The sequence below is a fragment of the Paenibacillus sp. sgz302191 genome (assembly GCF_057749925.1).
Genome location: NZ_JBYLHY010000011.1, coordinates 236337 through 259206, shown reverse-complemented (window position 1 = coordinate 259206; position 22870 = coordinate 236337). Strand labels below are relative to the sequence as shown.

At 56.8% G+C, this 22870-nt stretch carries 17 protein-coding genes; 1 reads left to right on the top strand and 16 read right to left on the bottom strand.

The window, feature by feature from the left end:
• Nucleotides 1-3: 3 nt before the first annotated feature.
• Nucleotides 4-2622, top strand: coding sequence for a LamG-like jellyroll fold domain-containing protein (locus AC3G2T_RS17965; protein ID WP_488436407.1), 2619 nt, complete (start codon nucleotides 4-6; stop codon nucleotides 2620-2622).
• Between the two features lie 1573 nt (nucleotides 2623-4195).
• On the opposite strand, the gene AC3G2T_RS17960 is transcribed toward AC3G2T_RS17965, so the two are convergent.
• The 16 genes from AC3G2T_RS17960 to AC3G2T_RS17885 form a co-directional block, all read right to left on the bottom strand.
• Nucleotides 4196-5287: a M24 family metallopeptidase gene (locus AC3G2T_RS17960; RefSeq protein WP_488436406.1), complete on the bottom strand. Its 1092-nt coding sequence runs from the start codon at nucleotides 5285-5287 to the stop codon at nucleotides 4196-4198.
• 38 nt (nucleotides 5288-5325) lie between these two features.
• Nucleotides 5326-7302, bottom strand: a complete 1977-nt coding sequence (locus AC3G2T_RS17955; protein WP_488436415.1) for a glycoside hydrolase family 127 protein — start codon at nucleotides 7300-7302, stop codon at nucleotides 5326-5328.
• A gap of 30 nt (nucleotides 7303-7332) precedes the next feature.
• Nucleotides 7333-8577 (bottom strand): NAD(P)/FAD-dependent oxidoreductase, encoded by a 1245-nt coding sequence (locus AC3G2T_RS17950; protein WP_474681139.1) that lies wholly within the window; start codon nucleotides 8575-8577, stop codon nucleotides 7333-7335.
• Nucleotides 8574-8909: a (2Fe-2S)-binding protein gene (locus AC3G2T_RS17945; RefSeq protein WP_474681140.1), complete on the bottom strand. Its 336-nt coding sequence runs from the start codon at nucleotides 8907-8909 to the stop codon at nucleotides 8574-8576. Before AC3G2T_RS17945 ends, AC3G2T_RS17950 begins: the two co-directional genes overlap by 4 nt.
• Nucleotide 8910: 1 nt before the next feature.
• The gene (locus tag AC3G2T_RS17940; protein WP_474681141.1) at nucleotides 8911-9180 is read right to left on the bottom strand and encodes a (2Fe-2S)-binding protein; all 270 of its coding nucleotides are present in this window, start codon (nucleotides 9178-9180) and stop codon (nucleotides 8911-8913) included.
• A gap of 27 nt (nucleotides 9181-9207) precedes the next feature.
• Nucleotides 9208-10644 carry an aldehyde dehydrogenase family protein gene (locus AC3G2T_RS17935; protein ID WP_488436405.1) on the bottom strand — a complete coding sequence of 479 codons (1437 nt, stop codon included), beginning with the start codon at nucleotides 10642-10644 and terminating at the stop codon, nucleotides 9208-9210.
• A gap of 25 nt (nucleotides 10645-10669) precedes the next feature.
• Nucleotides 10670-11545 carry a dihydrodipicolinate synthase family protein gene (locus tag AC3G2T_RS17930; protein WP_474681143.1) on the bottom strand — a complete coding sequence of 292 codons (876 nt, stop codon included), beginning with the start codon at nucleotides 11543-11545 and terminating at the stop codon, nucleotides 10670-10672.
• Nucleotides 11546-11595: 50 nt separating this feature from the next.
• Nucleotides 11596-12645, bottom strand: a complete 1050-nt coding sequence (locus AC3G2T_RS17925) for a proline racemase family protein (RefSeq protein WP_474681144.1) — start codon at nucleotides 12643-12645, stop codon at nucleotides 11596-11598.
• Nucleotides 12646-12675: 30 nt separating this feature from the next.
• Nucleotides 12676-13677 (bottom strand): proline racemase family protein, encoded by a 1002-nt coding sequence (locus tag AC3G2T_RS17920; RefSeq protein WP_474681145.1) that lies wholly within the window; start codon nucleotides 13675-13677, stop codon nucleotides 12676-12678.
• Nucleotides 13674-14867, bottom strand: a complete 1194-nt coding sequence (locus AC3G2T_RS17915; protein ID WP_474681146.1) for an NAD(P)/FAD-dependent oxidoreductase — start codon at nucleotides 14865-14867, stop codon at nucleotides 13674-13676. Before AC3G2T_RS17915 ends, AC3G2T_RS17920 begins: the two co-directional genes overlap by 4 nt.
• A 44-nt stretch (nucleotides 14868-14911) precedes the next feature.
• Entirely contained in the window at nucleotides 14912-15982 is a 1071-nt protein-coding gene (locus tag AC3G2T_RS17910) for a M24 family metallopeptidase (RefSeq protein ID WP_488436404.1), read from the bottom strand.
• Nucleotides 15983-16029: 47 nt separating this feature from the next.
• The gene (locus AC3G2T_RS17905; RefSeq protein ID WP_488436403.1) at nucleotides 16030-16908 is read right to left on the bottom strand and encodes a carbohydrate ABC transporter permease; all 879 of its coding nucleotides are present in this window, start codon (nucleotides 16906-16908) and stop codon (nucleotides 16030-16032) included.
• On the bottom strand, nucleotides 16905-17780 hold the full coding sequence (locus tag AC3G2T_RS17900; protein ID WP_488436414.1) for a carbohydrate ABC transporter permease: 876 nt from the start codon (nucleotides 17778-17780) through the stop codon (nucleotides 16905-16907). The genes AC3G2T_RS17905 and AC3G2T_RS17900 overlap by 4 nt, the downstream gene beginning before the upstream one ends.
• A 52-nt stretch (nucleotides 17781-17832) precedes the next feature.
• The gene (locus tag AC3G2T_RS17895; RefSeq protein ID WP_474681149.1) at nucleotides 17833-19212 is read right to left on the bottom strand and encodes an ABC transporter substrate-binding protein; all 1380 of its coding nucleotides are present in this window, start codon (nucleotides 19210-19212) and stop codon (nucleotides 17833-17835) included.
• Nucleotides 19213-19347: 135 nt separating this feature from the next.
• On the bottom strand, nucleotides 19348-20937 hold the full coding sequence (locus AC3G2T_RS17890; RefSeq protein ID WP_474681150.1) for a response regulator: 1590 nt from the start codon (nucleotides 20935-20937) through the stop codon (nucleotides 19348-19350).
• A complete protein-coding gene (locus AC3G2T_RS17885) occupies nucleotides 20934-22787 on the bottom strand; it encodes a sensor histidine kinase (RefSeq protein WP_474681151.1) in 1854 nt (617 codons plus the stop codon). Before AC3G2T_RS17885 ends, AC3G2T_RS17890 begins: the two co-directional genes overlap by 4 nt.
• Nucleotides 22788-22870: the final 83 nt, after the last annotated feature.

Here is a 22870-nt window from a genome sequence, read left to right as displayed (position 1 = left end):
CTGATGAACATGAAATTTGCGAAAAAGGCCTTTATTGTAACGCTCGCTACGACAACGCTTTTTGTTTCGGAAAGCTGTATCGTCCCCACTCCCCAAGCTTCTGCGGCAGCCACAGACGCACAGGTGTACGATATATTCAACAGAAATGTCAACAGTTATGGCGTCGACCTTGTCGATTGGCAGGGGTATATCGCTAACCCCTACATCAAATTAACCGTGAAGCCGCCTGCAAGCGCTTCATATCCCGTTACCATCAACCTCAAGGCGAGCGGCACCTCGCGCTTCATGATGGATTTGCCAAGCCAGTTGTCCGCGACCGGGGCCACAAAAACGCTGACGTTCTCCAGCGCGTCGGAGCAAAAAAATTTTTTACTGGAAATTCATCCGCACCGGACGGCCACTCAAGGTCAAATTGAAAATTACACATTCTCCATGAACGTTGTCGAAAGCAACGGGAACTCGCATACGCAAACGATGCCGATCCGCGTGTTGAATCAGGACGACAACGCCCAGCCGTCGCTTCCTCTCACCTTCGATTACCGGTTTGACACGGTCAACCACGTTTTCAACGATCCGGCGATCAAAAACGCCTCCGAACAGGCGATCAAGGACTGGTTTTACTTTTTCGACGAAGCGCCTTTCGACACCGTCCCGGCCGGCGCGGAAACGAACTTTGTCCCGAACGACAATTTTGCGGGAAATACGACCGTGACGAACAATGCGCCGTACAATGGCGAATGGATCTTTTTGCGGGGGCTCAATGAGCCTTACTCGACAGGCTGGAACTCGGCCAACGGCCAATACCACAAACGAAACGGCGTCACTGTTCCGAATAAGCTGTACCGTTCCCTGGGGGCGGCTCTGCAGTTTTATTCCGGCAAAACGCCGTTTACGTCCATGGATGACGAGCAGTGGTATTTGAGCGACAACTCCGGCAACCTGACGGACGTGTACGGGCTGATCATGCATGAGTTCGGGCACGGTTTTGCTTACAGCGATACGTGGCCTGGCATGGCTGCCTATAAAGCTTCCGGCGGAAACACCCCGGATGTGGTCGGCTATCAAGGCATCCCCGTTCCGCTGGATTCCAGCTACCATATCCCCGGCGATGCCAAATACTATGACCGGCAAAGCGGGCAAACAGGCGGTTGGGGCGGATTGTTCCCTTCGCGGCGCTGGATGATCACCAAGCTTTCGCTTTTGATCGCCGAAAATGCAGGCTGGAAACTGAACAAAAACCTGGCACCGTTCGTCCCGCCGCAAATCGTCTCCACCTCGCTGCCGAATGCGACGAAAGGCCAATCCTATACGCAAAAGCTGACGGCCAAAGGCGGCGTCCCGTTCTATGACTGGAGAATCGTAAACGGCTCGCTCCCGGCGGGATTAAGTCTGGACATGTTCACGGGAACGATCAGCGGAACAGTTTCCAACACGCAGGCGCAAAACAGCTACACATTTACAGTGCAATTAAGGGATTACGACGAAACGAGCGCCCCGGTCACGAAAGTATTTACGATCAGTCTGGGGGGAACAACGCCGACGCCGGATACGGTTGCCAACTATTTATTTAATGAAACGAGCGGAACTACGGCGGCAGACGCTTCAGGCAGCGGCAACAATGCGACATTAAACGGCAATGCAGCATGGGCGGCGGGCAAAAACGGCAATGCCTTAAGCCTGAACGGCACTTCGGCATACGCGAGCCTGCCGGCGGGCATCGTCAGCTCGCTCGGAGATTTTACAGTTTCGACGTGGGTAAAAGCCAATTCGTTAAGCAACTGGATCCGCATTTTTGATTTCGGCACGGGAACGAGCTCCCATATGTTTTTGACGCCTCAGCCCGGAAGCGCAGGTCTGCGGTTTGCCATTACCAATAACGGCAACGGATCGGAGCAGCAAATCAATTCGACGGCCGCGTTTCCGACAGGGGTGTGGAAGCATGTTGCCGTAACACTGTCCGGAAATACCGGCATCCTTTACGTAGACGGCACAGAAGTAGCCAGAAACTCCAACATGACGCTCAAACCTTCAAATCTGGGCAGCACAACGCAAAATTATATCGGAAAATCGCAATACGCCTCCGATCCTTATTTGAACGGGTTGATCGACGATTTCAAAATTTACAACCGGGCGCTGAGCGCATCGGAAGTCAGTACCCTTGCCGGAGGAGGCGGCGGTACGACAACGCCCGCGAATATCGCCTCCATGGCAACGGCGACCACATCCTTCGTCTCCTCATGGGAAAGCTTGACCGGTTTAAATGACGGCTATACGCCGACCAGCTCCAGCGATCGGGGGCACCCCGTCTATGGAAACTGGGATAACCCGGGGACAACCCAGTGGGTCGAATATGATTTCAACGAAAATCATACGATATCCAGCACCGACGTCTACTGGTTCGCAGACGGCCAGGGCATCGATGTGCCCGCATCCTATTCCATCCAATATTGGAATGGAACGTCATGGGTCAACGCAGCGAATACGTCGGGTCTCGGCGTCGCCAGCAATCAATACAACACCACAACGTTCACTCCGTTTACGACAAACAAGATCCGTCTGAACATAACGGCAAAATCGACCGCCTCGACAGGAATCGAATCGTGGAAAGTTAACGGCATTTAAGCACCGCTGAAAGCCGCAAAAAAGACGCCTCCAAATCCACTGTACAAGTGGAATTGAGGCGTTTTTTTGCGGGCGGCGGCAGCCCGGCCGGCCGGGGGCGCTGAACCCTGTGCCGCGCGAGGGAGATGCGGCTCGGGGCAGCGCGAGCGGTGGGGTGGCCGCGGGCGCCTGAGGAACGCCGCCCCTCGGGGCGGCTCGAGCGGTGGGGTGCGTCGTTTCTTGAGACCTTCGCGGTCATCCGACCGCCAGTGGGATCGCTCCGAACCATTCCAAGCAAACCGCTATTCCTTTTCACGGCTGCGGCGATGCTTTGCAGACCGACACGCTCACTTACGTACCACTGGCCAAGCACGCAGAAATCCTGCAAAATGAGACTGTTGAGTAAACCCGTGTTTCGGAGCAGCACACCCTTGTTAGCGCGCAGGAAACATGCAGCAATCAAATTGTTGAGGAAGTGATGGGTTAGGGGGAACCAGACATGTGGTCAACCGACCGCCGTCATGCAGCGCAATACCGCGCGCCGGGAGCTGTGCGGTGCGAAAAGAGTAGCTAATTTTTGAAACAGCACCAACGTGTGCCTTTCCCGGTAAGTCGTTCGTGCTATACAGTGGGGGTCATGAGGTAGCTTGACAAGGAGAATACCTGCGGAAATGAGACTGTTGAGAAAAACCGTGCGTTAGAGCAGCGCCCCCCCATTAGCGCATTGAACACCTGTAAAAATTAGAATGTTAAGAAAGTGACGGGTTGACCGGAAGGGGAGCCTGATTGGGGGCGCAACCGCTCTTTCCAAACACGCGCCTCCCCCACGCAGGTTGCGATCGTACACTACCCCTCTCTCTGCCATACCGCCTATTAGAGCGAGGGCATGAGGTGAGGCGGCTCGACAGGGAAAAAACCTGCAAAAGTGCAGGCTTTTTCCGTGGAAATGTTGCATTTTGGCGAAAAGCCTGCGAAAGTGCAGGAATTTTCGCTGAAAATGAATCTGAGCCCTTGTACGCGGTGAAAAGCCTGCACATTTGCAGGAATTTTTCGTTTCCAGCATATTGAACGAGCAAAAACTGTACTTTTGCAGGTTTTGTTCGCGCAAACAGGCAGATTATGCTATCGGCTCTGGCGTGTGGGCCTCTGGGCAGCCTGCATTTTTGCAGGCTGCCCGTTGGTGGCCGCATGCCGGCTTTCTCGCCAGCGACCTCAAGCTGGCTTTCTCGCCGACGCCCCATGCCGGGTTCCCACCGGCGGCCTCAGGCCAGCTTTCACGCCGACGGCCTCAGGCCAGCTCTCTCGCCGACGGCCGCAGGCGGGCTTTCTCGCCAGCGACCTCAAGCTGGCTTTCTCGCCGACGCCCCAAGCCGGCTCTCCCACCGGCGGCCGCATGCCGGCTCTCCCACCGGCGGCCGCATGCCGGCTTTCTCGCCGGCAACCTCAAGCCAGCTCTCTCGCCGACGGCCTCAAGCCAGCTCTCTCGCCGACGGCCGCAGGCGGGCTTTCTCGCCAGCGACCTCAAGATGGCTTTCCCACCAGCGGCCGCATACCGGCCTCTCGCCAGCGGCCACCGCCACCCTTGCATGCCGGCTCAAACGATGACGAGCTCCTTCGTCGCGCCGAGGTTTACGGACTCGCAGCCATCCTCCGTCACGATGACAATATCTTCGATCCTGACGCCGAACTCGTTGGGCAAATAAATGCCGGGCTCCACGCTGAACACCATGCCGGGCTCGACGATCAGCTCGTTGCCGCCGTGAAGCGACGGCTCCTCATGGATGTCGATGCCCAGCCCGTGCCCGGTGCGGTGGGTGAAAAAGCGCCCGTATCCGCTGTCCTCGATCACCGCGCGCGTAGCTTTGTCGATCTCCGCTACCGGGATGCCCGGCCGCACGGCGCCGATGCCCGCCATATGGGCGGCTTTGACGATGTCGTATACCTCCCGCTGCCTGGAGGACACGTGCCGCACGCCGACCGTACGGGTCATATCGGAGCAGTAACGGTCGATCAGCCCGCCCATGTCGATCACGACCAGCTCGCCCTCCTGAATGCGGGTATCCCCGGGATGATGATGCGGATTGGCCGCGTTCGGGCCGGTTGCGATAATCGGCTCGAACGACATCGTGCGCACGCCTTCCTGTTTCCACAGCGATTGCAGTTCCTCAACAAGGTCATTTTCGCTCATACCCGGAACGACTTTTGCGAACAGCTTTTCCATCACCCTGCTCGCGGTGGCTCCCGACTTGCGAATCAGCTCCTGCTCGTGAGCGTCTTTTCTCAGCCGAAGCGTATGTAAAATCGCCCCGCCTGCCGCATAACGGGCGTTTGGTTGTGCCTTCATCAAGCTCAACAAATTGGCGCTCCGCCACAGATCGTCAATGCCGACAACACCCGAGTCGTCGATAAAAGCGGCCGTTTTGGCGATCGCGTCTTCCCCGTCCCGCACAAAATGACATTCCAGGGAGCTGTTAGCGAAGTCCTCTCTGTGCATTTCCGGCGCGAGGATGACCGGGTCTTTCCCTTTGCGGAACACAATCGCCAGCAATCTTTCGAGCGGATCGATCCATATCCCGGTAAAATAATAAAAATTGGCGGTCGTCGCCACAAGCAGCGAATTATAGCCGTGCTGCTCCATCAGTTCGTTCGCTCTTCGAATGCGCGCTGCAAACGGATTTGCTGTCATTATTTCGTATCCCTCATTTCCATGGAAACGGCTGCCGGTTATGACTCGCGGATCCAGACCAGCATCTCGCCCTGTCCGCGGTTCGCCCAGGCAAAATACGGCACAGCCCGGAGGGCAACCCGTTTCTCCGAATCGTATCGCGCTTTTTTGTAAAGCGCATCCTGCCATCCCGCATCGGTGCCGCGCACGCCTTCGCCGGTAATGACGGCGACCCCGCCGAGAAGATCGCGCTCAAAACGGACGTCAAGCCGGGCATCGTGCGGCAGTCGAATGTCCTGCAAAACGGCGCCGTTGTCCGCCTCTTCAAGGCAGTATACGACAGGCCCGCGCTGCAGCGCAACTTTGCCTGCGTTCACTCTCACGTTCGGATGGGCGTGAATGCGTTCCACCGGCATCGGCAAGCAAATGTCGACCCGGTCTCCTTCACGCCAAATCCGCTTGAGCTCAGCATAGCCTTTGCTCACGAGTTTTTCAACTTGCACGTCTTGCCCGTTCACCTTGACCGATGCGCCTTCGCACCATCCCGGGATGCGGACCGCTAACGTGAATTCGGCTTCAGCCTCCGGGGAAACGGTAATCGCAATCCGCTCATCCCACGGATAATCGGCCGTCTGCGTCAGCTTCACCCGCCGGCCGGCAACCGCAAATTGCGTTTCGCTGCCCGCAAACAGATGAACGTATACCTTATCCCCGCTCTGCGAGTAGATGTATTGTCCGATGGATGCGACAAGCCTGGCGATATTGGGCGGGCAGCAGGCGCAGCCGAACCATTTTTGACGGATGGGCCGGGCGTGCATTTTGTCGGATCTGCTGCAGGCATCGGGCCAAACTTCCAGCGGATTGACATAGAAAAAGCTTTTTCCGTCGAGCGACATGCCGCTGATCGTGCCGTTGTACAGCGCCCTTTCCATCACGTCCGCGTATTTGCCGTCCGGATCAAGCAGCAGCATCCGCCGGGCCCAAAATACGAGGCCGATCGATGCGCACGTTTCGGTGTAGGCCGTATCGTTCGGCAGATCGTAATCGAAGGAGAACGCTTCGCCTTCGTGATGCGAGCCTATGCCGCCGGTTACATACATCTGCTGCTGCGTTACGTTGTCCCACAGCCTCACGCACGCCTCGGTCAATGCCGGGTCCTGCGCTGCCAGCGCGACATCGGCCATCCCGGCGTACATGTACATCGCTCTGACCGCGTGGCCGACCGCCTTGTGCTGGTCGCGCACGGGCAGATGCGATTGGTTATACTCATAATTATGCTTGTATAAACGGTAATAGCCTTCCCTTAACAGCGATTCCGCGCCGAACAGCTCCGCCCGCTTCTCCGCTTCCTGCTTGAAATAATGCGGTGTTTGCCCGCGCTCGTCGATAAAATACCGGCTCAGCTGCAAATACCGCTCGTTGCCTGTTACTCGGTACAGCCTCATCAGGGCAAGCTCGATTTCCTGGTGGCCCGGATAGCCATGTTTTTTATGCTCCTCATCACCGAAAACCGAGTCGATATGATCGGCCAGCTTGCAGACGATGTCCAAAAACTTGCGCTTGCCCGTCGTTTCATAGTAAGCAACCGCCGCTTCGATCATATGCCCGGCACAGTACGTCTCATGGTTGTCGCGTTCATTGAGCCAACGGCGCTCCGGCTGTTTGATCGTAAAATACGTATTCAAATAGCCGTCCGCCTGCTGCGCTCTGCCGAGCAGATCGATCGTCTCGTCGGCAAGCCGCTCCAGCTCCGGATCGGGATCGGTCGCCAGGCTGTAGGCGACGGCTTCCAGCCACTTCGCTACGTCGCTGTCCTGAAACACATAGCCGTAAAATTCGCCTTCCGCTTCCCCTGCGGCAATGCGGAAGTTTTCCAGGCAATGGCTTGGCGACGCATCATCGATCCGGTCGTTCAGCGCCGCCCACTGGTAAGGAATCACCTCCTCCCGGATCAACTGCCTGTATTTCGTCCAAAAAGGGTCGTTCACGGTCACTTCTTTCCATGAAAAGTTTGCCGATTGCTGCCCTTCGCACATTTCAGTTCCCCCCTGATATGGTTCCATATTTTACCCACCAACTTTCAACGTATCCTGCCACATCCGGTACAGCCTGCTCCGCGCAGCGGCAATTCCCGGATGGAATTGAATCAAGGCCGAAGCGCGGACTTGCTCCACATGCATGGTCGCAGATAGTATGATTTGTTCGCCCAGCCCCTGCTCCCCAAAAACACCCGCGTCATGGCATATCGATACGGCGGCCAGCTTGCCCTGCGCCATGGCGACGAGCGCGCTTTCCACGCCGGTAATATTTCCGGCCACATAAAGCCCTTTCACAGGGGTTTGCATCCGTTCGCCGTGCAGCGGGATATGCCCGCCTAATTCCGGCATGTAAATGAACGGGCAGCCCGCGACCGAGGCCAGCTCGGCTAACGGATAGAGCCCGCCGGAAAGCGCGACGAAGTCGACGGCCAACTCCCTTTCGGTGCCCGGTATGGCGATTCCCTGCGCGTTCACATCGGCAAGCGTGACCGATTCCACCTGCGTATTTCCGTTGATCGACAGGGCGGCCGTGCGCAGCATCAGCGGAATACCGCCGATCTTCACACCGCTTCGGGGAAACAATTTCACGACGTTCCCGGACACGTTCATCGCTTTGGCGATTCGCCCGCCCATGCGCAGCCACGGCGACGGAGCGAGGTGCGATACATCCATAAGCACTTCCAGGCACTTCTTCGGATCGGCGGCTTGCCCCGCGACCGCCTGGCCGGAAGGCAGTACGATTCCGGCCAGATCGACGCCGCCGGCGGCAAGCTCGCCGGCAATCGCCATGGCGAGCACGTTGACGCCGATCATAAGCCCGCGCTTGCCCGGCTTCACGTAATGGACGTTCGTCATCACTTGGGCGGCGCCGACGGACATGACGCCGGGGAGCGTCCAGCCCTTCGTCGGCAGCGGAATTTCCGCAGCGCCCGTCGCCAGCAAAACATACGGCGATGACAGGATGCCTTCGGTCGTCGCAACTTCCCAATCGCCGCCATCCGTTCTGTGCAGGCCGTAAACGGAAACGCCGCAGCGGATTTGCACGCCGAGCTCGCCGAGTTGCTCGACCAGCTCCGCTGCGATCTGCTTGCCGATCCACCAGCCTTTGCCGGGCTCGTTATGGAACTGGCCCGGCATGCGCCCGCCGGGCGCCGGAAATTCGTCGACGACCGTCACGCTGAGGCCGTTGTCGGCTGCAACCTCCGCCGCCGACAGACCTGCCGGACCGGCTCCGACAATAATAAGGTCGCACTGCCGCCGCTTTGGTTTCATGGCAGTTTCCTCCCCGTGATTTCGTTCGGCAGCTGCGGCCCCGAGAACAGGACCATCCCGTCTTCAAGAGGCGTCAGGCACGCCCGAACCATGCCCGTGCCCTGAAGCTGCACTCGGCATTCCATGCAGTGCCCGATGGCGCAGTACAGTCCGCGCGGGTTCCCGGACTCTTCATGCTTCCTGAGCGTGCGGACGCCGACGGCCAGCAAAGCTGCGGCAACGGTTTCGCCGCCGAAGCCCGTCATCGGCCTGCCGTCAAAAGTAAAGCCGACGGGGCTGCGCTGTTCTTTTCGGCCCAGTATCGGATGGTCCGTTATGCGAAGCGTGTCCATATTATTCACCCTTTGCCAACTGGCCGAAAGTAATGGGACGGATGGGCGGCCGGTACGACAGCAGCTCCGCGTCTCTCGGTGTTCCGGGCGCTTTTTCTTGAACCCACGCTTCGACCAGTTGTCTGCAAATCCGCCCCTGGCAAGCGCCCATCGACGCCCGTGTTTTCATTTTCAACTGGCGCGAAGTGCGGCATCCTGCTGCATAGGCTTCCTCCAATTGCTCCATTGTCACTTCTTCACAACGGCAGATGATCAGCGTTGACGGCTTCATCCTCCTGCCCCCCGTCCCTGTTTGGATTTAAAAGAATTGGATTGCGCACGTTTTGATTTCGCTGTAAAAATCAAGAGCCGTCTGGCCCTGCTCGCGGGTGTGGGAGCTCGACAGCTTCATGCCGCCGAACGGCGCCTGGTACTCGACTCCGGCGGTTTCCTGGTTCACCCGCACCATCCCGGCCTGCGCTTCTTCCAAAAAGCGGTGGGCTGCGGATAAGTTCTGCGTAAACAAGGAAGCGCTTAAACCGAATACGGTCCGGTTGCATAAAGCGATCGACTCGTCAAAATCGCGGGCAGGCAGAAGCGCGGCCACAGGCCCGAAAATTTCCTCCTGAATGAGCGGATGGTCCGCATCGACGCCGGCGGTGACCAACGGACGAATGTAATGTCCGCCGAACGCTTCCGCCGAGCCCAGCCCTTCCGCAACGATTTCCGCTTGCTCATGAGCCATCGCCACATACGACATGACCGTCTTGTATTGGCTCGCGGATGCGACCGGGCCGAGATAAGCCGATGGGTCGTGCGCTGGCGCAAGCTTAATCGCGGCAAGCGCTTGTTTCAGCCCGCTTACGAACGGCTCGTAAACGGACTTTTCGACGATTATCCGGCTCGTTGCCGTACATTTTTGCCCTGCGGAGCGGAAGGCGCCGCTGAGAATCATCGGAATCGTCTTTTCCAAATCGGCATCGCGCAGGACGATAGCGGCGTTTTTCCCGCCCATTTCGGTCTGGTACTTGATGTTTCTGCGCGCGCATATGGCCGCCACCCGCATTCCGGTCGCGGTGGAGCCCGTGAAGCTCACGGCATCCAGCGCCGTCTGCTCAAGCAGCGCGTCGCCGATTTGGCTGCCTTTGCCGATGACCAGGTTCAGCACCCCCGCAGGAAGCTGTGCGGCCGCAAAAACTTCCGCAAGCCGCGCAGCCGTCAAGGAAGCCGACTCGGCAGGTTTCCACACGACCGTATTTCCGCAAATGAGCGCGGGAGCAATTTTCCAAATCGGAATGGCAACGGGAAAATTCCACGGCGTCACGATGCCGACGACCCCGAGAGGCACGCGCTTCGTATATTGCAGCACGTTCGCTTCGTTCGAAGGGATGACGTCGCCGTTCGAGCGGACGCCTTCGGCTGCGTAGTAGCGCAGCAGGTTGACTCCGCGCATCACTTCTCCGCGCATCTCCGTGATCGGCTTGCCCATTTCCGCGCTGGCCAGCGCGGCGACCTCAGAGGCGCTTTCCGCCAAGGCCGACGCCATTTTGTACAAATATTCCCCGCGCGCCGCTCCGGTTAGTCGAGACCACGAGCTAAGCGCAATGCGGGCCGCCTGTTCAGCCTGCATGACCTGCGGCGCATCCGAAAGATGAAGTACGCCGACACTTTCCCGCAGGTTGGAAGGGTTTTGGACGGTCAGCTCGCCCGCACCGGGCGTGATCCATTCCCCTCCGATCCAGTTTTTACTGTGCACCTGTAATTCCCTCCTCGTTCATATGTTACTTCCGGTTGACAGCATACTCGTATGCCTGCTTGATTTGCGCATAGTCGGCTTCCGGCAGCGGCAGTCTCGGCGGGCGGGTCGGACCTACGGGGAATCCGGACAGCTCCATCATGTATTTGATCGATTGAACGAGCTGCGGGCTTGCGTCAAAGTGGAACAAAGGGAGCAAATAGCGGTACAGCTCCTGGGCTTCCTTCGCTTTCCCCGCTCGCGCCAATTGAAACAGCTCGACTCCTTCTTTGGGCAGCGCGTTGGGAACGCCGGATATCCAGCCCGTAGCGCCGAAAAGCGGGCCTTCCATCGCCAGATCGTCGACGCCGATCATCACTTCCAGGTCCGTTTTGGCCAAAATATCGTGAACGCGGCGAATGTCGCCCGAAAACTCTTTGACGGCAACGACGTTTTCGATTGTGGACAGCTCGGCGAGAAAATCCGGCGTCATATCGACTTTGTAATCGTGAGGGTTGTTGTAGGCGATTATTGGCAGCCCTACGCTCGACAGCGCTTCATAATGGGCGAACACTTCGTGCTTCAAAGGCTTGTAATTGATCGGCGGCAAAGCCATCACGCCCGCGGCCCCCGCTTCTTTCGCGTGGCGCACCCAACTGACGGCTTGTGCCGTCGATGGAGCAGCGGAACCGGGTACCACCGGAACCCGGCCTGCTGCGGCCTTGACGACGGTTTCGACAACGCGGGCGCGCTCGTCGCCCGAAAGCGTCGCATATTCGCCCAGCGAGCCTGTCGGTACCAGGCCATGAACTCCTTGATCGATCAGCCAATTGCACAGTTCATGCAGCCTTCCGAAATCCACCTCATATTCCTTCGTAAACGGTGTGACAATGGCGACATAGACGCCTTCAAAACGGGTCATTGCAGTTGCTCCTCTCCATGGATCATTTGTTTATTTTTAAAGCGCAAAGGTTAGCGCAATAAAAAACCTTCGGCCAGCGGATCGGCCGGGTCTGCGACAAATTGCAGCAAGCCTGTAATAAACGCATTGCCGGTGATTCGCGGAATAATCGCGGGGCGCGTTCCTATGCTCGTTTCCATGACGGCCTCGCCGGTGATCTGCGAGCCTGCGATTCCTTCGTACACGCATGCTTCGCCAAGCTTCAGCTTGCCGCGATGAACCGACGCCGCCATATGGGCGCAAACTCCCGTCCCGCCGGGCGAGCGGTCGAACTGATCGCCTGCGAACACGGTCACGCTGCGGTAATTCGAACCGGGCCGGCGCACGTTGTTCGAATCCGCGAACACGACGCCCTCAAGCCCAGTCAAATGCCGCTCAAGCGGATGCGCGATGTGCATGCGGGCTTCGATCTCCCGCTTCAGCTGCCGTCCCCACCGCTGCAATTCGGGCAGCTCGCTCTCCTGCAGCCGGAGCCCGCCCAGCGCGCCGGCTTCAACAATCGCGTAAAAAGCGCCGCCGAACGCAATATCCACGCTGAAATCCATACCGTTCAGGGCAACGGGAACGTCTGCCGCATAGACGAATGAAGGCACGTTATCGAAGGATACCGATGCGACTTCGCTGCCTTCGCACACCGCGTAAGCCGTTATCCGGCCAGCCGGGGTGTCGATGCGGATGCCCGTATCCACCTTATCCGCCTTATCCGCCTTATCCGCCGCCTCCGCTTCGCCCGGATGAAGCCGGCCTGTCTCCAGCAGCGCCGTGACGGCGGCGATAATGCCGTGCCCGCTCATCGCGCTGAAGCCTGCGTTATGCATGAACAGCGCGCCGAAATGGCCGTCTGCGGAAGCCGGGGGCGTAATGACGCACCCGGTCATGCCGTGGTGCCCCCGCGGCTCCGCCATTAAAAACGAACGGATCGAATCGAAATTCCGCCGGAAGCAGTCGGCCCGCTCCCATTGATTGCTCCCTTGCAGGTAAGGGATGCCCCCGGTTACGATACGCAGAGGCTCCCCGCCGGCATGCGTATCGATCGTTGTAAACAGCTTATTGAATTCCATCGTCCAGCCTCCCAAAGTCGGTTCCGGCAGTTACAGCAGGAAAAATCCGTTTTTCAGCGGGTCTTTGTCATGAAAAACAAACTGGTGCAGCCCGGTAACCCAGGCCGAACCGGAAATGTGCGGAACGATCGCCGGGAAACCGCCTACGCTCGTTTCTTGCAGGCATGTTGCGGCGAACATCGACCCAACAATGCTTTCGTGCAAGAATGTCTCGTTCAATCCGAGCTCGCCTCTGGCATATAAGACCGCCGCTTTCGCCGAAGTGCCGGTGCCGCACGGGGATCTGTCGATGCCGCCGGGCGGAATGACAACGGCATTGCGGCAGCGGGCCGATGGCGAAGCCGGGTCGCTATAGAACTCGATATGAGTCAAACCGCGTATCTCCGGTATTTCCGGGTGCACGATTTCCCGCACGGCGTTCACGGCATCCCGGATTTGAATGCCCAATCGAATAATGGCGGAAGCGTTATTCGGCTCAAGCGGCAAACCTAGCGGCCTCGCATCGACGATTCCGTAAAAATTGCCGCCATAAGCAATGTCGACGGCAATGTCGCCGAACCCCTTCACGGGAACGGGCACCTCTTTCATGTATAAAAAAGAAGGAACGTTCGTGAACGCGACCTGCTTCACTTTGCCGTTCTCGATATCCAGATCGGCCACGACGAGACCGGCCGGCGTATCGAGCCGAATCACCCGTTTATCCAGCGGGAATATGCCGCCTTCGATCAAGGCGGTGCAGACGCCGATCGTATCGTGGCCGCACATCGGCAAGTAGCCGCCGGTTTCGATGAAGACGACGCCGATATCCGCCGAAGGATCGCAGGGCTCGGTCAATATGCAGCCGGACATCACTTCATGCCCGCGGGGCTCGAACATGAGCGCGCGCCTGAAATCGTCGTGTGCCTCGGACATGTATACCATTTTGTCTTTCATCGTATTTCCGTACAGCTTGGGCCCGCCGCTCGTCACCGTCCGGGTCGGATTGCCCCCTGTATGCGTATCGATCGTCGTTACGAGTTTGGACAGCTTCATAAAATCACCTGATGTTCGCTTTTATTTTGAAAACGGCTGTAATGCAGCGGCTCGGCCGGAATGCAGGTCGGCTCTCCGCACAGCATTTCGCTGATCAGCTTGCCGGTTACGGCGGCGAGGCTGATGCCGTCGCCCTCATGCCCGGCGGCAATGTACAATCCCGGGATGTCGTCGACCCGGGATACGATCGGGAGATGATCCGGCGTCCACGGCCGCAGCCCCGCATAGGCGCGCAGCATCGGGATATCCCGGATGGCCGGAAAAAAGCGGATCGCCCGCTCGGCGATCAGCCGGATCACATACGGGTCGATGCCCGTATGCATGCCGACGAACTGGCGGCTGCTGCCGATCAGAAAATTTTGCGACGCCGTCGGCTCGAACACGAGGGCGACGCCGTATTTTTCGACGTCCGGGTCGACTTTGCGCGTTCCCCCGAACTTGCTGATCAAATAGCCGAACTCCATCACCTTGCGGCGGCCGATGCTCGGCGAGCGCATGGATACCAAAATGTGCCCTTTCCGCGGCTCGATCGGAATGTCGAGGCCGACCATGGCGCCGATCTGCTTCGCCCATATGCCGGCCGCATTGATCACCGTCGGCGCCAGAATAACGCCGTTCGCGGTTTCCACGCCGCGGACTTTGCGGCCGGCATCGAGCAGAATCGCCGTCACCGGCGTATGCGCGAGCATCCGCGCACCGAGCCGCTGCGCCGTCGTTGCGAGCGAGTAGGTCAGCAGCACGGGATTGACCGTAGAGTCGGTCGCGCACTCCAAACCGCCCGGCAAATCGTCGGCCAAATGCGGCCACTCGTCGCGCAAATCGTGCCGGTCCAGCATGCGGAACGGCAGCCCCGCAGCTTGCTGCCGGGCGACCCACCGCTCTGCGGCGGCCATCTCTTCGTCGGTTTCGCAGACGAGAATGCTGCCGGGAGCCCGGTATTCGAACTCCTCGTCCAGCTCGCGCGCCAGCCCGGCGACCAGCTCCTGGGATTTGAGCGACATCCGGCTGTCGAATCCGGGGTCTTTGTCAATCGCCAAAATGTTGCCGTCGCAGCGCGACGATGTGCCCCCGGATATTTCACCGCGCTCCACAACGATTACGTCCATGCCGCGCTGTGCCGCATAGTAGGCTATTGCCATCCCGATAATCCCGCCGCCAATGATTACAACGTCTGCCGTATGATGGTTCATCGTCTTTCCGTCACCTCTTTGCTTAGCGGCCCGCCATGCGGCGGTTACAGAACAATGAGCGCTTTGTCGGACTTCGTCAGCACTTCAATGCCCGTCTCCGTAATCAAAATGTCGTCTTCGATGCGCACCCCGCCGAAACCCGGAATATAGATGCCGGGCTCGACCGTAAGCACCATCCCCGGCTGCAAAATATCTTCGCTTGTCTGCGAAAGCCGCAGCGGCTCGTGGATTTCCAGGCCGAATCCGTGTCCGAGCCCGTGTCCGAAATGGTCCGCGTAGCCGTATTTGGCGATGACATCCCTGCCGAGCGAATCCGCTTCCTTCCCGGACATGCCCGGCTTGATCCCGGCCAGCACCGTCCTGTTCGCCTCAAGCACGATGTCATAAATGTCCATGTGCTTCTTGTCAGGCTTGCCGATGAAGACGGTTCGCGTCAAATCGGAACAATACCCGCCGTATAGCGCCCCGAAATCCATGGTGACGAATTCGCCCGTACCCAGCTTCTTGGCGCTTGCGAGGCCGTGCGGCAGGGCGGAGCGTTCGCCGGAGGCTACGATCGTGTTGTAGGCGGTGGACGGCGCGCCGCTCTTGCGGATCGAATATTCCAGCTCGGCGGAAACGTCAAGCTCGGTCATGCCGGGCTTCATAATGTTCAAAATATCCGCAAAAGCCTGGTCGGTAATGCTCACCGCCTTACGGATCGCTTCCAGTTCGCCCTCGTCTTTATAGGCGCGGATCTGTTCCACGATCTCTTTGACAGGCACCATTTCGATGTCTGCGAACTTCTCCCTGTAGGCGGTGTACGCGCCGAACGAAACGTCGTTTTGCTCGAATCCGAGTCTGCCCACTTGCTCCGACACCAGCAGTTCATGGATCGAATCGATCGCTTTCACTCCATGCTGGATCACCTCGTACAGCCCAGCCTGCTCGTTCGCTTGGCGGGTATAGCGAAAATCGGTAAACAACACCGCCCTGTCCTGCGTGATGACAACAAAACCGGCCGAACCCGTAAAACCGGTTAAATATTTGCGGTTCATCGCATGCGTCACGAGAAGCGCGTCAAGGTTCTGCGCCTGCAATTGCTCCCGAACCCGCTGCAGCCTGTAGGCTTCCATCGCAATCAACTCTCTTTCCCTTGTAGTAGCAAAGCGTCTTCCGGCGGCTAGCCTTTAATTCCGGTTAACGTAATGCCTTCGATAAAATAACGCTGCGCCACGAAAAACAGCACCAGTACCGGAGCTACGATCGCTGCGGAAGCAGCCATGAGATAACCCCATTGCGCGTTATACAGCCCTTTGAACGTAGCCAGGCCGAGGGCCAGCGTAAACTTTTCATTGCCGCTCAAATAAATGATCGGCCCGAGAAAATCGTTCCAAACGTCGATGAACGTGAAGATGCCCACGACGATCATCGCCGGTTTGGCCAGCGGCACAATAATTTTGCACAGCACCGTGAACGGTTTGGCCCCGTCCATATATGCGGCTTCGTCCAGCTCTTTAGGAATGCTCATAAAAAACTGGCGCAGCAAAAATATGTTGAAGGCGCCGCCGCCGAACCAGGCCGGAACGGTTAAAGGCAGGAATGTGTTGAGCCCCCCGACGCTTTTCCACACCATGAACGTCGGAATTAATGTGACGGCATACGGCAGCATCATCGTCGACAGAAGTACGGCGAAAATAAAATCTCTCCCCGGCCATCTCAAGCGGGCGAAGCTGTAAGCCGCCATAATGCTCGTAATCATCACGCCGGAGATCGTAAAAAGCTCGATCGTCAACGTGTTTTTCAAATATTGAAAAAAAGGGACGGCGGTCAGCGATTCCGAATAATTGCTCCATTTGAACGGATCGGGAATCCACTGCGGCGGAAAAACGAAAATTTGGCTGTTATCCATCAAGGAGCTGCGCAGCAGCCAAAAAAACGGGAACATCATGCCGGCGCTGCCGACGATCAGAATGACATAGATCCAAAGCCTGATCAGGGAAAACCGTTTCCCGTAACGGATAGCCGTTCCTGCGGCTGCACCTGCGGTCGTATGGCTCACGGTCTCCCCCCTTCCTCGTAATGAACCCATTTGTTCGAAGTTTTAAACACGATCAGCGTCAATACCATGATGATGATGAACAAAATCCACGCCAGCGCCGATGCGTAGCCGATCCGGGATTCCGTGAACGCTTTGCGGAACAAGTAGAACACGTAGAACAAAGTTGCGTTGTTCGGGCCTCCCTGCGTCATGATGTAAGCTTGGTTGAAAGCCTGGAACGTACCGATCAGCGACATGACCAGGTTGAAAAAAATCGTCGGCGTCATGCAGGGGATCGTAATGTGCCGGAATTTGTGCCATCGGCTGCCGCCATCGACCTCGACGGCCTCATACAAATGAGCGGGCACGGCCTGCAAGCCGGCCAGAAATATAAGCACCGAGTTGCCTACGCCCCACGAGCTCATCAGGATCAGCGACGGAATGGCCGTCGTTTCGCTGTAAATCCATTGCGATGTGGGCAGCCCGACTAATTTGAGCATGGCGTTCACAAGGCCGAAGTCCGGGTTGAAAATCCAGATCCAGAGCATCGTATTGGCAATGGCGGGAACGATCGTCGGCAAATAAAATATCGTGCGGAAAATCGCCAATCCCCTGACTTTCTGGTTCAATAGAAAAGCTACGGCAAAGGCGGCGAGCAGCATGACAGGCACGCTGCCCAGAGCGTAGTAGCTCGTTACGAACAAAGATTGACTGAACAGCGGATCGGCCGTAAAAATCGTCTTATAATTGTTCAGGCCGACAAAATGCCAATCGCTTCCGATGCTCCAATCCGTCAAGCTGTAAAAAAACGAAGCAGCCACAGGATACAGCGTAAAGCAGATGAGTCCCAATATCGGCGGAAGCGCAAATAATAGGCCCCAGTTTCTTTCCATTCGCGAAATGCCCGATACTTTGCCCCGCACGTTTCCACCTCCTTATGTCCCGTTATTTATCCGCATACTTCCCTTTCAGGAGCGGCTGCACGTCTTTTTCCAGCCCGTCCAGCACCTCTTTGGCCGGCTTTTTGTTCGTCCAGATCATATCGAGGGCAGGCGTAATTTTGGTGCTCATCTCCGACCAATTTTTCAAATCGGAAGTGGGCGATTTCACCGAATATTTCAAAGCGTAATCTATGGCCGCCGTTTTCCATTCAGGGGGATGAACATCGTTTTTCGTCCACAAATCAATCGCCGCCTGGTCGGTATAATATTTCGTTTCCACGGGCATCCACAAGCCGATTTTGTAGAGGTCGACCTGCTCCGGGTTGTTGTGGAATTTGTAAAACTCCATCGCTTCCTTCGGGTGCTTCGTATTCGCGAAAACGACGCTCGCGCCTGCGATGTAAGTCGTTCTGGGCTCTTTGAATTTCGGCAGCACGCCTATGCCGTAGTTGATTTTCGCTCTGGAAATATCGAGCTGGGCCCAGGTGCCGTCCAGTACCATCGCCACTTTGCGCGTCTGCAGCCGCACGTAGTTATCCGGCATATTTTGCTGCTGGACCAAATCCGGCGAGACGTGATACTTGAACAGCAAATCTTGCAGCGCCTGGAACACCTCTACGGATTCGGGACTGTTCATCGTATATTTCATGCCTGTCTGGTCCGTGATGCCCGCGCCGTTGCTCGCCATGAGCGGGCCCCAGCTCGCCCGGTCGGCGCCGAAGGAAAAGCCATACTGCACGATATTTTTCGGATCAAAAGCGGGATCGGCCGCGGTCTTGCCGTTCTTGTCCTTCGTTAATTTTTTGGCAACCTCGACAAATTCGTTCCATGTCCACGCCTTGCCGGCTTCGGCCGGAGGCAGCTCAAGTCCCGCTTCCTTGAACAAATCCTTGTTGTAATAAAGCACCATCACCTCGGCGGCCGTCGCATTGCCTACGACCTTGCCCGGTGCGCTGTAGTAAAACGATGCCGGCAGCCGGTTTTGCAGCTCTGTCGAATCTTTTAAATACGGAGTGAAATCGAGCAGTTTGCCTTCTTCTCCCCATTTGGAAGCGAAGGAGTCCGGCAAATAGGCGATATCGGGCAGCTCGTTGGAAGCCATCAGCGTGTTGATTTTCGTGGTGTAATCGCCGGGCACGTGCTCCGCCGCCACCTGGATGTTCGGATGGCTATCATTGAACGCTTTGACCATCACTTCGACGGCTTTCTTCTCTTCGTTGCTGCCCCAGAACATAAACTTCAGCTTCACAACCTCTTTGGGGTTCACCGCAGCCGTCCCCGCAGGTCCCGAGGCGCCCTTGGAATCCGGGGCACTGGTGCACGCCGTCAGGGCAGCGGACAACGCCAGTAGCACAGCCGTGATGAACCATTTTTTACTTTTCATAAGATGGCTCCCCTCTTCATAAGACTGATTTTGGCTTACCTCTTTATTATGGGAAGGAGCGTCCGCGCGGACAATCGAATATGTCCTCATGCTCTTTGTTTTGGTAAGATGATTTCATAAAACTTCATACAAACTTTATAAAAACCGCTTCCGGTATTCCGTCGGCGTCACGCCGATATGCTTCTTGAACGCCATGCTGAAATAGTTCGTATCCGTAAAGCCTACCTGTACGGCCGTATCCAAAATTTTCAGCGAAGGGTCCATCAGCAGCTCCTTGGCTCGTTCGAACCGGATCCGCGTCGAGAATTCGCCGAATGTTTCGCCCGTCGCCTGTTTGAACCGCATGCTGAGATATTTCGGACTAATATTCAGGTGTTGGGCCAGATTGACCAAGCTGAGGTCTTCGGACAAATGGCAGCGAATCCACGCCTTCGCCTGTTCGATCATCTTGTGCGCCGGCACTTCCCGGGACTGGCGGATCATCCGGCTGACCTCGGCCATATAAGCGGTCATAAAGTCAAGCAATTCGCCGAGCGTCCGGCAGTTGTCCAAATCCATCAAAGGGCTGGCGTAAGAAACGGCCTCGCTTCGCAGCCCGGCTTCCTTGAACAGCCGCATGACGAACAAAATAAGATGCGAAGCGACCAGCTTCACCTCGCTCCAGGACATTCCCCGCAATTCCTCGGACCATTCCCGAAAAACGTTCAAAACGTTCCCATCATTGCCCGCCCGCATCTCGCTCAGCAAATACAGCTCTTTGTTGAGCAGCCGGTTAGGCGGCGACACCGTTAGGCGAATGGACGAATACGGAATCGTTTGCCCGCACCCGACGATCGCCTTGTACTCGACCGCGCGCAGCGCTTCGATATAGGCGGTATGAACTTGCCCCACCCCCTTGACCTGGCTGCTGATCCCGATGCTGACCTCCGCTTTCAAACATTCGCCGAAGACGCTGCGCAATCGTCTGGCAATTCCGCTCAAGCTGTCGCTGCCGGCTTCCGGACAAACGACCCAGACAATGACTCTGCAAGAGTTGTCATTCAAAATATGTACACGCTCAAACGACTCCAGCGCTTGCTCAACGAGCTTGCGGAACGCATACCGGCTGGGCTGGGAATCCTGGCCCTGATGACCGTCCGTTTGCGGCTGGCAATCATCCAACTCACTGCAAATTACGGCGTAACAGCTGTCATCATCGAAATGTATGCCCAAAGGAGCGAGCAAAGCCAAGCATTCGCCCAATGGGCGCCGCTGCTGCAGCAGCTCGATCATCCACTGCTCGTAGGCCGCCTTGCTGTAGGAATCGACCTGCTGCCGCAAACGGTCCAGGTTCTGATGCTGGCCCGCCCGCTTTAGCGCCCGGTGCTTCGCTTTGCGCAGCGCGTCATGCAGTTCGTCGCGGATCACCGGTTTGAGCAAATAATCGGACGCTTGCAGGGAGATCGCTTCTTTCATCAGCTCGAATTCGTCGTATCCGGTGAGAAAAATAATCGGGATGTCCTCGTTGTCTGCGCGAATGCGCTGGGCCAGCTCCATACCGTTCATTTTGGGGATGTTGATGTCCAGCAGCACAATATCCGGCTTTACGATGCGGTAGACGTCCCACGCCTGTTCGCCGTCTTCCGCTTCGCACGCGCACTCGAGCGCCAACTCGTCCCACAAATCCGCCTTTTTGAGTCCTTCGCGTATATAGAACTCATCATCCACGATCATGACCTTGATCAATTTCCATCGCCTCCAGTCACATACTTTGCTTGCTGCAAGCTATGCTGCGCAATCGCAGGCATCGTTACCGATACGGTCGTATAGGCCCCTGCCTCGCCGGAAATTTGCACCCCGAACTGCTCGCCGAAACGGAGCCGCAGCCGGTCGTGCACATTTTTCAAGCCGTAAATTTTGCCCGGTTGGGCGTCTCTCAGCGAATCCCTGATTTCCTTCAGCCTTTCCTCCGTAATCCCTTGCCCGTCGTCGGTAATATGAAATTTCAGCACGCCATCCGCCCATTCGCCGGTCAGCATAATCATGCCTATGCCCGTCTTGTCCTTCATGCCGTGATAAATCGCATTTTCCACAAGGGGCTGCAAAATCAATTTCGGCACAAAATACGCCATCATGCCCTCGTCCACTTCGGAAATCCATTCGAACTTGTCTTTGAAGCGGAACTGCTGCACTTTCACGTAGGCGGAAACATGCTCAAGCTCATCGGCTGCGGTGATCAAATCGTTCCCTTTGCTCAGCGTGATGCGAAAAAATTTGCCGAACGCCCCGATGACATCGCTCATGACCGGCTGATTGTTGGCAACGGCAAAACCGTTGAGCGCCTCCAGCGTATTGTACAAAAAATGCGGATTGATCTGGGCTTGCAGCACCTGGATTTCCGCTTCCTTGCTCTTGAGCAGAGCGTCGTACACCTGCTGGTTCAGCCGCTGGTTTTCCTCGGTCATCCGCACGAATTTGGCGCCGATCTGGCCGACTTCATCGGCCGTATTGAACTTGTAGCTGTCAGCGGACGTCAAGTGGTTGACGGCCATCATCGAGCGCAGCCTGTGGAGCGGACGGCTGACGGAATTGCTGAGCCGCAGCGCAATCAGCCAGCCGATCAGCAAAACAAACAAAAACGTTTTGATCGTAATCGTGCCGATTTCGTTCGCATCCTCAAACAACTTGTTGTATTCGATCATGTTAACAATTTTCCAGCCGGTTCTTTCGTTCGTCATGGCGGCGCCGATATACGTCTTCCCGTTCCAGCCCAGCTTCTGCCTCGTGACCGATTCGGTCAGATGGAACTTGCGCAGCACTTGAGCGGCCCCGCTCTCCTGCTCCCCGGCTAATTGCGGCATATGATACAGCAGCTCGCCCTGTTCGTTCAGTACGAAAATTTGCGATTTCTCCGACTGGTTTAAAAATTGCAGCCCCTGAAAAAATACCGCTTTATCGATCTCCAGCATCACGAAACCGAGATTCTCGTAATCCCCTTCCGTTTTTTTCAGCAGCTTGCCGACGATCATCCGGTTCGAATTCGCGCTCGCATTATTGCCGGCAAAAGGGTCCTCATTGATCCAGAGCAGCGAATTGCGCTCCAGCAGCTGCTTGTAATAGCGGTTCGCCATGTCCGGGTCCAGCAGGTGCCGCGAGCCGAAAAAGACGGAATCGGCGATGCTCCCCCGGTAAAACTGCTTTTTTTCGCTGCCATGTTTGGCATAAATCAAATAAGACGTAATGAACGGCTTCGTTTGCGTGTAAACGTTCATCAGCTTCGTCACTTTGTCGACATTGAGAATGTACTCAAAATCGTCCACGGACTTGTTGGACAAAATCCGCTGTATTTCCGCGTCGCCCAGTATAACGTTGGTCAGGTCGCTCAATTCCTTGATGACCCGGTCCATATAAAGCTCCTCCATCCGCAGCGAAGCGGTCGCGTGGTCCATCGCATTGGAGCCGAGTTTTTTGGCGGCGATCTGGTAAAACGTAATGCTGAGCAGAACCATCGGAATCAGGATCAAATACGTCGCAAATAAAAAAAACTTGCCGCGGATCGTGCGCACACTGAGCGATTCTTTCAAATTGCGGAACAAACCAAGCACCTCCCGATCTGTCAATCATCGCTGCCTAACGATACAAAAATTCCCCGGCTTCATGAACCCGCCAGGGAAAAATC